The sequence below is a fragment of the Fusibacter sp. 3D3 genome, assembly GCF_001748365.1.
GTDB lineage: Bacteria > Bacillota > Clostridia > Peptostreptococcales > Acidaminobacteraceae > Fusibacter_A.
The window spans coordinates 367,724-379,339 of record NZ_BDHH01000001.1 but is presented as its reverse complement, the minus strand read 5'-3'; the positions used below and the strand labels follow the sequence as shown (position 1 = coordinate 379,339).

The following is an 11,616-nucleotide window of genomic DNA, read 5'->3' as shown; positions in this document are numbered from 1 at the left end:
AATAATTTGGAGGGACATAAAATGTCTGAAAAAGCAATGATTAGAATGAGAATGAGTATGCATGATGCACACTATGGTGGAAACCTTGTGGATGGCGCTAAAATGTTGAACTTATTTGGCGATGTAGCGACTGAGCTTTTAATTCGACAAGATGGCGATGAGGGTCTTTTCGCCGCATATGAGAGTGTTGAGTTTTTAGCACCGGTTTATGCGGGCGACTATATCGAAGCAGTAGGTGAAATTACAAAAATGGGTAACTCTTCTCGCAAGATGACTTTTGAAGCACGTAAAGTGATTATCCCAAGACCTGATATCAACGCGTCAGCATGTGATGTGCTCGAAGAGCCTATTATTGTTTGTAGGGCTGTGGGCACCTGTGTCGTCACTAAAGACAAACAGAGAAACAAGTAGGTGATGATATGGAAAAATTGATTATAACGGCAGCTTTAACAGGTGCAGAAGTCACAAGAGCGCAACAACCAAGCTTACCTTTAACACCAGATGAAATCGCAGAAGCGGCATATGAGTGTTACCAAGCCGGCGCTTCTGTTGTTCATGTACACGCAAGAGATGCAGAGGGGAATCCGACTCAAGATTTTGAAGTCTACAAAGAGATTAAAGAGAAAGTAGAAGCAAAATGTCCGATTATTTTTCAACCCTCAACAGGTGGTGCTGTATGGCATACGCCAGAACAAAGATTACAACCTGTAGATCTAAAACCAGAAATGGCAACGTTGAGTTGTGGGACTTGCAACTTTGGACCAGATGTGTTTATGAACTCAGAAGAATATATAGTACGTTTTGCAACAAAAATGCAAGAAATGGGTGTTAAGCCTGAAATAGAAGTGTTTGAAAGAGGCATGATTGAGAATGCTAAGAGTCTTGTGAAAAAAGGTCTTATAAAAGCGCCACTTCATGTGGATTTCGTACTTGGCGTACCAGGGGCTTGCCCAGGAACCCCAGAGGATCTTATGTTCATGGTAAACCAAATTCCAGAAGATTGGACATGGACGGTAGCTGGTATTGGACGCGCTGAAACACCACTGGCTGTTATGGCAATTGTCATGGGAGGCCATGTGCGCGTTGGTTTCGAAGACAATGTTTACTACTCAAAAGGCAGACTTGCAAAGTCCAATGCTGAGCTTGTGGAAAGAATCGTCAGACTCGCTAAAGAGATTGGCAGAGAAGTGGCGACACCTGATGAGGCTAGAGCGATTTTGGGACTAAAATAGAGCGGTTGCACGTTGGCATTCTACGGGCAAGAGTCCTCGGCCGTTGGCCTGCGGATTGCCCTTCGAATGTCAACGTGCAACCTGTGTGGTTTGAACAGTAATAAGGTAGCACACCTACATCCTACGAGCAAGAGTCCTCGGCTAAAGCCTGCGGATGTAGGTGTGCTGCTTTTGTGGTTTTGAAACTATCCTATGACAAAGCCCCCCATACAATCCTAGGCGGGAATCCGCAGGCGCAGCCGAGGACTCTTCCCAGAGAGGATTGTATGGGGGGCTTTTGTTAGGACTTGATGAAAATCAGAACGGTAAAAATTCTGTCTTCTTGTACTGTGAGTAATGTCCCATCATATTGATATTAAAATATTGAAGTTTCTTTTGTGATTGGTCGTCTTTATATTTTATTTCCCAAGCAATGTCGGAAAGTTGCCATTTACCGTTAATGAAGTTTTCGACCCAGTAGTGGGAAACTTGTTCGTTGGTACCTCTCACGATTCGTGAAGGCACATTCATGGAGCGCATAAGACCCGCGTATAAAATGCTGAGGTCGACTTCGGTACCACTTGTTTTTGAAATCATACTGGTGGTGCTAGAGAGCGTGGTGCTTTCCAAGATAGGCTCATAAGTGTAGTTGTCCACAATCCATTCGTAGATCATTTTTGATTTTGCATAGTCATTTGTGAGGTTATACGTCAATCCATTGGCGGTTTGGTAAACACTATGAGCATCATAATCAATATAATCAGATGGCAACAAGAATTTTATAGCATCATCGGAAGTGTTGAGTATGCTGAATTTCATAACTATTTTCTTAGAGTCAATAGGCATTTCAAGCGAAATGGCATTGTTGACAATATCGTCAAGTGTGGGTCCGAGGCTAATGCGTTCGCTTAAAGGGGGTTTGCTACCTGCGTCATCAACCATGACAGTGATATTGTGCTTGCCAAGGCCAAAAGGCGTAAAAATATTTGCTTTAAACGCTCCCGAAATAAGAGGTGCATAGTATTCAGTTGTTTCAGAGCCTTTAGAGACGATTATGTGTAGCCCTTTTAAAGCGGTATCTTCTGGAAATGTACCACTGAATAAAAATTGATTTTCAACGGTCATATTAGAGTAAAGCTGCATATCAAGGTGCATCTCCATTTCGAAAAACTTAGCGAGTTCAATATAGTGTTCACTGTTGTCGTCTACAGTCAGTTTACTAATTTGAAATGTATTTGCAATGGTATCAAATACATTTCTTGCATCACTTGAATCGACGGTAGTATTGACCTCACCTTCGAAAATGTAACCGTTATTATTTTCAAAAAAAACGTAGATAAATCTTTTCTTCAGCACTTGATCGTCTTTAAAGTCATAAGTGGTCACTCGACATAGAAAATCATTATAGAGGCGTTCTGTGTTTTTTACATTTGAAATTTGAAGACCATATTCATATTTCAAGTTGTTTATTAAGGCGTTTGACAAAATAACTCTATTGAAATCACTATCAAGTGGTATAACTCTAGGTTCAAATTTATAATATTCGTAATCGCTTGAATAACCATAGGAAGCATAGGTGCCATCAAGCTTTTCCCAGTATTCAGGAATGAAAAAACTGATGCCCCAGTTGAGGGTATTTATTTTTTTATAATGTTGATCGTTAAATTGTTCGTACTCATACAAATTTTCTCTGAAATCTAAATTTATACTGTGCATTTTCGAGTCCAAAGTATAATTGAGATCGAATGCATTTGCAATAAAAGATGCTGGAATAAAGATTTCTCCAGATCGAACGAGAGGTGTAATCCCCATAGACGTTGCTTTGCCGTTTACATGGGCAACAGGATTGTCGATTTGAATTTTCACAAAGACATTATCTCTGTAAGCTAAAAGCTCTTGGGTTTTATCAATCCAATAAATTTGGACCCCTAATTTTTCAAAAACAGCACGTGCAGGGACCATGATCTTATTTTGAAGGTAGAGGGGAGGATTGGTAAATGTGATTTCAAAATCATCTAAATAAACTTTAGCCACAAGCGGTGTGCCGTCCATAATGGGCGTATTTGCAAAAGCGAGTGTGGGAATGGCTAAATTTATAATGAGTAGACATATAAGTATCTTTTTAATCATTGGAACCACCTTCATTTGATTTGTCTACAAAAGTATGTTAGTATTATCTGTAGCAACAATTCTATTTATTCTAACGCGTATCAACTCTTTGTGTGAATTTTCTTAGAACCACTCTTTTTGATGTCAACCTAAATTTCCCCAGAGTAATAGAAGAATATCTTCTTTAATATATCACAATTTGATGACTTTTAAACGATAGTTTATCAATTATTTTGTTTGTTCATTAAAAATTAAAAATTACATAATAATGTTGTAAATGGAGGAAGCATGGATATTAGGACGTTACGCTTGAAAAAAGTTCAGGATTTGAGAGAGATTGCGAAGGTAATGGGATTTGAGGATCTGACTAGGCGTAGGAAGGATGATTTAATTGACTTGATTATTAATGGGAATCAAGAGTCTTCAGAAAATGAAAATGATGAAACAATCGAGTTTGTTGAGGACGATTTCTCTGATGATGCCGACGATTCTAATGATGATGAAGAAGATGATGAAGAAGATGAAGAAGATGATGAAGATGAAGAAGTTGAAGTTGAAGATAACGATTTAGGCGCGGATCGCATAGCTGAAGAAAACCTAGACGGAAATTCTGAGGAAAGCCTTGACGAAGGCACAGTGCGAAAAAAAAGAGAAAGTAATGATGGCAAGCAAGATGTAGAGGGTGTACTGGAAATCATTGAACAGGGATATGGATTTTTGAGATTTCAGAACTTTTTATCCAGTGAACAAGACGTTTATGTGTCGCCTTCTCAAATTAGAAAATTTTCTATGAGAACGGGTGATAAGATCATGGGTGTTACGCGTACCCCGAATCCTGGGGAACGCTTTAGAGCGCTCTTATATGTAAAGCAAATTAACGGACTTAAGCCAGAGTCAAATGGAAAACGCCCTAAATTTGATGAATTGACCCCTATGTATCCAACGTCGAGGTTTAAACTTGAAGGGGATTCTAGAGAACTTGCCATGAGGATTATAGACATTGTATCGCCAATTGGGAAAGGACAAAGAGGTTTAATTGTAGCGCCTCCTAAATCTGGGAAGACTATTTTACTTCAAAAAATTGCAAAGAGCATCTCTAAAAATTATCCTGAAGTGGAATTGATTGTACTGCTTATTGACGAGAGACCAGAAGAAGTTACAGATATGAAGCGTTCTATTAATGCAGATGTTGTATACAGCACCTTTGATGAATTGCCATCTCATCATGTGAAGGTGGCAGAAATGGTGCTCAACCGTGCAAAAGCACTTGTAGAACAAAAAAAAGATGTGGTTATTTTACTCGATAGCATCACAAGGCTTGCAAGGGCGTACAACTTGGTGATGCCTTCTAGTGGTAAAACGTTATCAGGTGGTCTTGACCCTAATGCGCTTCACAAACCTAAGCGTTTTTTTGGTGCAGCGCGTAATATTGAAGAAGGGGGATCTCTTACAATTCTTGCTACAGCATTGGTTGAGACGGGTTCTCGGATGGATGATGTTATTTTTGAGGAATTTAAAGGAACGGGCAACATGGAACTCATCCTTGACCGAAGACTTTCTGAAAAGCGCATTTTCCCTTCAGTGGACATTAAAAAATCGGGTACACGTCGAGAAGAATTTCTATTTAATAAAAATGAGGTTGAAGCTATATGGCGTATAAGAAGACACCTAGATAAGAGCAATAGTGCTGAAAGCACAGAAAAGTTAATTGATACACTAATCAGTACACGCAATAATGAAGAATTTGTTAAACTCATAAATCGTGATTTTTCATAAAAAGTGATTGAAAGTATAGATCAACTGTGTTATAATGATAAGGCTTGAAATTAGATTATCGTTTATTGATATAAATTTTAGAAAGAAAGAGGTGAACAATAATGAAACAAGGAATTCATCCAGATTATCATGAGATTAATGTACACTGTGCATGTGGAAACAATTTTACGACTAAATCAACAAAAGAAGAGATAAGAATTGAGATTTGTTCTGAGTGTCATCCGTTCTTTACTGGTCAAGTTAAGCAAGTAGAACGTGGCGGTAGAGCAGATAAATTCAAAGAGAAATATGGTCTTAAATAAATTTGAGATTGCTGAGGCTGGGAGAGATGTTCCCAGTCTTTTTTGTGTTTTGAGAGCATAAAGGAGTTTATATGATTATAAGAGAAGCTTGTATAGGCAGTTTTGAAATGGCTTGTATCGCTGAGCAAAACGGTGCAGATCGTCTTGAAGTCTGTGAGCGGTTAGACATAGGAGGCGTAACGCCGAGTTTAGAAATGCTCATCATGACACGTCAAAAAATCAAAATCCCTTTGGTAGCGATTATCAGACCTAGAGGTGGCGACTTTATTTATACACCAAGTGAATTTGACGGCATGCTAAAAAGGATTGAAAGATGCAAAGTTTTAAGCTATAACGGTATTGCTGTAGGCACTTTAACCCGTCATGGGGAGATTGATAAATCGTATATGAAAGCTGTTATGGAGGCAACCGAGGGGATGGAAGTAACCTTCCATATGGCTTTTGATGCATGTAAGGATATGTTTGAATCCATGGATTTTCTCAAAGAGATCGGTGTTAAAAGAATATTGACAAAAGGTGGAAAGCTTTCTGCCTTTAAAAATATAGATCAAATACGGACGCTTAATCTGGCGAGTAAGGATGAAATTATCATCATGCCTGGCGGTGGCGTGACAAAAGATAATTATTTGGAGTTGATCGAAAAAACAGGGGTTTTTGAAGTGCATGGGACTAAAATTGTTTAAACAGGTATGCGAATGAGCGCAGTTGATTGTAAAGTTGATGTAAAATTGAGACCATATTATTTACAATTAGACGCTATTGCGTTAAGCTAAATTTTTAACAAAGAACAAGATTTGTATAGATTAGGGCAAGAATTGTATATTATTATGAATTATTTTCTGTTACAATGTAAAAAAAGATGTATTTAATCTGTGATAAGTTCTATTATATATAGAGCATCAAATACAAGTATTTTTTCTTTGAGGTGTGTTCATTTAAGGTCGTTTTCTAAATAAGAAGTTAGGTTATTCTTACTAGAAGTACTAGATGAACTTAATTTTCGCCTTAAAATGTTAACGCTAACATTGATTGTGGACGAAAACATTTTAAAGTGGCGGTTAAAATGGACACGTTGATAAATAATCAGAGTATGTTTTTCTGATTTTAAAGGTAACTACACTTGAAAAACTAACGTTTAAAGCTCTTTTTTAAATTTTGTAATTACAAAATAATTAAAATGATTACGTTAACATTAAGTGCTTCAGCGATTGCATCAAGTAATTTTGAGAATGAATTTTAAAATGTTCAGGAGGAAAAGATGGACTTTAGAGTAAATCAGAATAGTAAGTTGAAACGTTTTTTAGAAACGTTGAGGAGAGATTGGGCCCTTTATGTTTTGTTAATCCCGATTATTGTCTTCTTTGTGATGTGGCGATATAAACCGATGGGCGGTGTCCTTGTGGCATTTAAAAAGTACAAGGTCATTGATGGGGTTCTGGGAAGTGATTTTGCGGGATTCTATTATATCAGAGAGCTTATGTTCGGCAGTGCGAGTAGAGAGTTTTGGAGAGCGCTTAGAAACACTTTTATGCTCAATATATATGGCATTTTATTTGGATTCCCAGCGCCTATTATTTTAGCACTCTTGTTCAGTGAAATTAAAAATGTTGCCTATAGAAGTGTCACGCAAACCTTTTCTTATTTACCAAAATTTATTTCTGAAGTTATCATCACCACTTTGATTGCTATGTTAGTTTCCAACAGTCATGGGCAAGTGGGTATTGTAGCGCATTTACTCCAAATGATTGGTGTGATTGGTCCGGATGCAAAACTGCTCTATGAACCAGGTTACTTTAGGGCGATTTATATCGTGTCTGATATATGGGTCGGTGCAGGTTACGGTTCTATCGTTTACTTTGCCGCAATCATGGGAATTCCACCGAGCAATTATGAGGCGGCGAGAGTGGATGGGGCATCCAAATTTGATCAAATTCGGTATATTACCATGCCAGGGATGGCATCCACGTTGACGATCATGTTGATTTTACGAATTGGAAGTATGTTGGCGGTGGGTTTTGAAAAAGTATTCTTACTTTACAATGCCAGCATTTATGAGACCGCAGATGTGCTTGAAACCTTTATATACAGATTGGGAATGGGAGAAACTGCTGTAAATCCATCGATTGCAACAGCGGCTGGATTGTTTAACTCTTTGGTGGCAATGGTTCTCGTACTCGGTGCAAATTACATCAGTCGTAAAATTTCAGAAACATCATTATTTTAAGGAGAAATAGATGAAAAGGTTAGATAAGTCAGAGTTGATCTTTACTGTTATAGCGCACATTCTAGTAGGTGTATTTGCGATTATGGCAATATATCCTTTTATTTATACAGTTTCAGCATCCATAAGTGGTCGGATTGCCTTTGAGCGTGGCGAAGTATTTTTGTTGCCAAAAGAAATCACTTTCGGTGCCTATCAGTATATTTTTAACGATAAAACATTTTGGATCACCTATACGAATACACTTTTTTATACGTTCTACGGGACGTTGTATTCCATGTTTATAGCGATTACAGGTGCCTATGCACTTTCTAAAAAACGTTTAATGTTTAGAAGACAACTCAATTTCTTACTGGTGTTTACAATGTGGTTTTCGGCAGGCATGATTCCTACGTACATCAATTACGTGGAAATGGGTGTAAACAACAGATGGGGGATTGTCGTCGCTTTTGGTGTTCAAGCGTTCAATGTTATTCTACTCAGAAATTACTTTGAAAGTATTCCTAGTGAGATTGAGGAAGCGGCCACTATGGATGGTGCAAGTGAGTTCAATATATTAAAAACGATTTATATCCCGATGTCAAAAGCCTCTATTGCTACAGTCACTTTGTTTTCGGGCCTTGGTAGATGGAATGGTTTCTTCTGGTCAAGAATTTTATTAAATGATACAAACGATGTACCGTTGCAGGTTTATCTTAGAACTAAATTTGAGATGTTAGAACAGATATCGGATGAAATAGGTGGGTTAGCACTCAACTATTCTATTGAAGCCATTATTTACGGCATGCTTGTGTGCTCAATTATTCCAATTATCATCATTTATCCATATCTACAGAAATACTTTGTCAAAGGTGTTAATGTTGGTGGTGTAAAAGGATAAAGCTCAGTAATGACTCAGGAGGAAAAAATGAAAAAAAATAAGATACTCAAGTGGATGATATTGATTTATTTCATCATGACGATCATCTCGTTTGTATATGCGCTTGGTTTTTTTACGAATTTTGTACAGATCAGCGGCGCGGACCGAAAATTATATGATTTATTACAACTCTTTAATCACAAAATATTCGCCTACTCTTTGTATGTAATGCTCGCTTCAGGCGTGATGTTTATGTTTGGTTATCAAAATGGATCAAACCACATTATCAGCAAAGGATTTGCATGTTTAAGTGGACTTGGAAGTATTTGGTCGTGTTTTTTTGGCTTAAAATATTTGCCTTTCTTTAAAAATGCATATTTAAAGCTCAATATTGAAGATGTGCACATGTACTTTCCAGAATATCAATTATCAACGATGACTTTTAGTTATGGTTATGTCATTTATAGCGTACTTGTTATTTTTTCTGTATTGCTTATTGCGAGTACTTTTTTAAGAAAAGGAACGGAGGCTTAAGTGATGAGAAATATAAAAATTGAGAAAATGCGATATCAAGAAAATAAAAGTTCTTATAATTTAGCTTTAGTGGCATTCTTGATCAATCAATACTATTTGGTAACATCCCTGAACAGCTTAGCGATTACCTATCACATTGGAATTGAAATTGCCATCAATCTGATGACGTTTATGTTCATGTTTTTAGGGATGGAGCGCGTTAAAGATCATGACGAAAAATGGAGTAAGTACTTTATGGGACTTGCTGGATTTGATATCGTTCGGATTCTATATATGCCGAGAATGTTATTTGTGCAGGCAAATGAATTGATTCAAACGGGTGATACCATCAGTATAGAAACGGGAAAGTCAATACTGCTTGCAGGTTATAAATCCGCAGGAGCCTTAATCGTCATGAGTATACTCATTTTGATCAGTGGCATAATTGGCTATCGGAAAGCAAGTGCACTCAAAAAATATTATGGGACTAAATAGGAGGAAATACTGTAATGGCTAACATGTCGCTTAAAAATGTCAATAAAATATATCCAAATGGTGTTCAAGCTGTTTATGATTTCAATTTGGAAATTAAAGATGGTGAATTTGTTGCTTTTGTAGGTCCCTCTGGATGCGGAAAATCTACAACGTTAAGGATGATCGCTGGTCTTGAAGAAATTTCAAGTGGGTCGCTCATTCTCGATGAAAAAGAAATCAATAATTTAGCGCCTAAGGAAAGAGATATTGCCATGGTATTTCAGTCATATGCACTTTATCCGCATATGACGGTGTATCATAATATGGCTTTTAGTTTACTCCTTAAAAAGGAAGATTCCGATGTGATTCATGAAAAAGTAATGAACGCTTCTAAAATTTTAAGCTTAGATGAATATCTCACGAGAAAGCCTAAAGAGCTCTCGGGTGGTCAGAGACAAAGGGTTGCACTCGGCCGCGCGATTGTTAGAAATCCTAAGGTTTTTCTAATGGATGAACCCCTTTCAAACCTAGATGCAAAACTTAGAGTTCAAATGAGAACAGAACTGATCAAACTTCATAAAGCCATGAATGCCACAACGATTTATGTGACGCATGACCAAATTGAAGCGATGACCATGGCAGATCGAATCGTCGTTATGAGCATGGGCTATATTCAGCAAATTGGTTCGCCGAAGGATGTCTATGATTTTCCAAACAATAAATTTGTTGCAGGTTTTATTGGAACACCGCCTATGAATTTTATAAATGGCAAAATAGAAAATGGCTATTTCTGTGTTAAAGCGGATAAATTCAAAATTGAAGCAAATCAATATGCGGATCTTCAAAAGCGAGGTTATGAAGGCAAAGAGATTACACTGGGGATTAGACCTGAAAACATTCATTTAGATGGAGATGTTTTTAACGCTGTAAAGGCGTCTAAGACAAAGGTGGAAATTGAAGTCTTTGAACTTTTGGGCAAAGAAATCATTATTTATGCACAGATTGGAGACTCAAAGATTTTAATTAATACGGAGTCCAAGCATCAAATTAAGATGGGTGATCACATAGAAGTCGCACTCAATATGGACAAGATTCATTTCTTTGATATGGAAACAGAAGAACGCATTAGATAAAGTATTTGGAGGTCCCAATGAAAAAAATGAAAACAAGTAAAGGCGTTTGGGCGAGTAGAATGCTTTTATTCAGTGGTTTGTTCCAAATGATAGTAATTACAACACATATAAACATGATTACAGGGTTATATTCCACAATAATTGGGTTTTACATGTTTGCGTTTGTGTTGTTTACAATAATTAACATTTTAAATGGTGTCAATTATGCCGCTAAAAAATCCGTAGCCACATTAGTGACCACCTACATTGTGTCCCTTGTACAAATGGGTTTTGCTTTTTTATTCGTAAAAGAGACTTTAAATGAAGTTGCACTCTATCCTGAAATTACAATAACTAAGAACATGATGACTTCACTTAGTTTTGTGGGTGTCTCGGTTGGGTTGACAGTGCTCGCGTTAGTGCTTGCGACGCTTTATAACTTCAAAAAAGATCAGGACATCTCAATCTACTTCTAGGGAGGGATTTATGAAAAAGAAAGCAAAGGAAAAGAAAAGGCTAGATCCATACAAAATTGATCTACTGTCGTCTATCCCAATACCGATTCAAGTTGGGGTGTCCAAATGGTGGTGCTATGCAGCGACATACTATTTTATAGGTTTCGGTATGCCGATGCTCATGCACAGCGTGATAGATTCTATTTTTGTCTTGGGATTAGTTTTAGGCCTTGTGCAAACATTTGTGGTGAACTTTGTGGTGAAAGGCATTTGCGGCAAAGAAGAGGTTTTTAACAAGTATTTGGCAATTAGGATGACAAGCCCCTTTCGGATTGTTGTTCAGGTTTTATACAGTTGGGTTCTAATTGTATTAATTGCGATGACGTATCAAATTTTTAATACTGTGCTGAGTTCGATGTATGGATACGAAGAAGGTGTTGTGGTATTGGGAGTTGAACCCGTATTGTTCGGAATTTTATTACTAATCTACGATACACTTTTTATCAAGGCGTTTAGTAAAAAGACATTTAGAAAGAAGCAGAGTAGAGGTTAATGACAGGGTCAAACTATTTAGGAGGGTAATG

General features: G+C 37.4%; 13 protein-coding genes. 12 read left to right on the top strand and 1 reads right to left on the bottom strand.

Annotated features, from left to right (window positions below; genetic code table 11):
- Positions 1–21: 21 nt before the first annotated feature.
- Both F3D3_RS01665 and F3D3_RS01660 read left to right on the top strand, forming a co-directional pair.
- Entirely contained in the window at positions 22–411 is a 390-nt protein-coding gene (locus F3D3_RS01665) for a hotdog domain-containing protein (protein ID WP_069870583.1), read from the top strand.
- An 8-nt stretch (positions 412–419) separates the two neighbouring features.
- Positions 420–1,232 carry a 3-keto-5-aminohexanoate cleavage protein gene (locus F3D3_RS01660; RefSeq protein WP_069870580.1) on the top strand — a complete coding sequence of 271 codons (813 nt, stop codon included), beginning with the start codon at positions 420–422 and terminating at the stop codon, positions 1,230–1,232.
- A gap of 297 nt (positions 1,233–1,529) precedes the next feature.
- On the opposite strand, the gene F3D3_RS01655 is transcribed toward F3D3_RS01660, so the two are convergent.
- The gene (locus F3D3_RS01655; RefSeq protein ID WP_069870578.1) at positions 1,530–3,341 is read right to left on the bottom strand and encodes a stalk domain-containing protein; all 1,812 of its coding nucleotides are present in this window, start codon (positions 3,339–3,341) and stop codon (positions 1,530–1,532) included.
- Between the two features lie 267 nt (positions 3,342–3,608).
- Between F3D3_RS01655 and rho the strand changes: the two genes are divergently transcribed.
- From rho to F3D3_RS01605, 10 genes are all read left to right on the top strand, one after another.
- A complete protein-coding gene (gene rho, locus F3D3_RS01650; protein WP_069870576.1) occupies positions 3,609–5,096 on the top strand; it encodes a transcription termination factor Rho in 1,488 nt (495 codons plus the stop codon).
- Positions 5,097–5,197: 101 nt separating this feature from the next.
- Entirely contained in the window at positions 5,198–5,398 is a 201-nt protein-coding gene (gene rpmE, locus F3D3_RS01645; protein ID WP_069870574.1) for a 50S ribosomal protein L31, read from the top strand.
- A gap of 71 nt (positions 5,399–5,469) precedes the next feature.
- Positions 5,470–6,081 (top strand): copper homeostasis protein CutC, encoded by a 612-nt coding sequence (locus F3D3_RS01640; RefSeq protein WP_069870571.1) that lies wholly within the window; start codon positions 5,470–5,472, stop codon positions 6,079–6,081.
- 575 nt (positions 6,082–6,656) lie between these two features.
- On the top strand, positions 6,657–7,622 hold the full coding sequence (locus tag F3D3_RS01635) for a sugar ABC transporter permease (RefSeq protein WP_069870569.1): 966 nt from the start codon (positions 6,657–6,659) through the stop codon (positions 7,620–7,622).
- 10 nt (positions 7,623–7,632) lie between these two features.
- On the top strand, positions 7,633–8,499 hold the full coding sequence (locus F3D3_RS01630; RefSeq protein ID WP_069870567.1) for a carbohydrate ABC transporter permease: 867 nt from the start codon (positions 7,633–7,635) through the stop codon (positions 8,497–8,499).
- A gap of 27 nt (positions 8,500–8,526) precedes the next feature.
- Positions 8,527–9,012, top strand: a complete 486-nt coding sequence (locus F3D3_RS01625) for a hypothetical protein (RefSeq protein ID WP_069870565.1) — start codon at positions 8,527–8,529, stop codon at positions 9,010–9,012.
- A gap of 3 nt (positions 9,013–9,015) precedes the next feature.
- Positions 9,016–9,486 (top strand): hypothetical protein, encoded by a 471-nt coding sequence (locus tag F3D3_RS01620; protein WP_069870563.1) that lies wholly within the window; start codon positions 9,016–9,018, stop codon positions 9,484–9,486.
- A 14-nt stretch (positions 9,487–9,500) separates the two neighbouring features.
- Complete coding sequence (locus F3D3_RS01615; RefSeq protein WP_069870561.1) at positions 9,501–10,598, top strand: ABC transporter ATP-binding protein; 1,098 nt, start codon at positions 9,501–9,503, stop codon at positions 10,596–10,598.
- Between the two features lie 17 nt (positions 10,599–10,615).
- On the top strand, positions 10,616–11,053 hold the full coding sequence (locus F3D3_RS01610) for a hypothetical protein (RefSeq protein WP_069870559.1): 438 nt from the start codon (positions 10,616–10,618) through the stop codon (positions 11,051–11,053).
- Between the two features lie 10 nt (positions 11,054–11,063).
- The gene (locus tag F3D3_RS01605; protein WP_069870557.1) at positions 11,064–11,585 is read left to right on the top strand and encodes a hypothetical protein; all 522 of its coding nucleotides are present in this window, start codon (positions 11,064–11,066) and stop codon (positions 11,583–11,585) included.
- Positions 11,586–11,616 lie beyond the last annotated feature (31 nt).

Excerpts from the sequence above, each read along its gene's own strand:
- F3D3_RS01640 (WP_069870571.1), top strand. The coding sequence starts at position 5,470 with ATGATTATAAGAGAAGCTTGTATAGGCAGTTTTGAAATGGCTTGTATC.
- F3D3_RS01610 (WP_069870559.1), top strand. The coding sequence starts at position 10,616 with ATGAAAAAAATGAAAACAAGTAAAGGCGTTTGGGCGAGTAGAATGCTT.
- rho (WP_069870576.1), top strand. The coding sequence starts at position 3,609 with ATGGATATTAGGACGTTACGCTTGAAAAAAGTTCAGGATTTGAGAGAG.
- F3D3_RS01665 (WP_069870583.1), top strand. The coding sequence starts at position 22 with ATGTCTGAAAAAGCAATGATTAGAATGAGAATGAGTATGCATGATGCA.
- F3D3_RS01635 (WP_069870569.1), top strand. The coding sequence starts at position 6,657 with ATGGACTTTAGAGTAAATCAGAATAGTAAGTTGAAACGTTTTTTAGAA.
- F3D3_RS01660 (WP_069870580.1), top strand. The coding sequence starts at position 420 with ATGGAAAAATTGATTATAACGGCAGCTTTAACAGGTGCAGAAGTCACA.
- F3D3_RS01655 (WP_069870578.1), bottom strand. The coding sequence starts at position 3,341 with ATGATTAAAAAGATACTTATATGTCTACTCATTATAAATTTAGCCATT.
- F3D3_RS01605 (WP_069870557.1), top strand. The coding sequence starts at position 11,064 with ATGAAAAAGAAAGCAAAGGAAAAGAAAAGGCTAGATCCATACAAAATT.
- F3D3_RS01615 (WP_069870561.1), top strand. The coding sequence starts at position 9,501 with ATGGCTAACATGTCGCTTAAAAATGTCAATAAAATATATCCAAATGGT.
- rpmE (WP_069870574.1), top strand. The coding sequence starts at position 5,198 with ATGAAACAAGGAATTCATCCAGATTATCATGAGATTAATGTACACTGT.
- F3D3_RS01620 (WP_069870563.1), top strand. The coding sequence starts at position 9,016 with ATGAGAAATATAAAAATTGAGAAAATGCGATATCAAGAAAATAAAAGT.
- F3D3_RS01630 (WP_069870567.1), top strand. The coding sequence starts at position 7,633 with ATGAAAAGGTTAGATAAGTCAGAGTTGATCTTTACTGTTATAGCGCAC.
- F3D3_RS01625 (WP_069870565.1), top strand. The coding sequence starts at position 8,527 with ATGAAAAAAAATAAGATACTCAAGTGGATGATATTGATTTATTTCATC.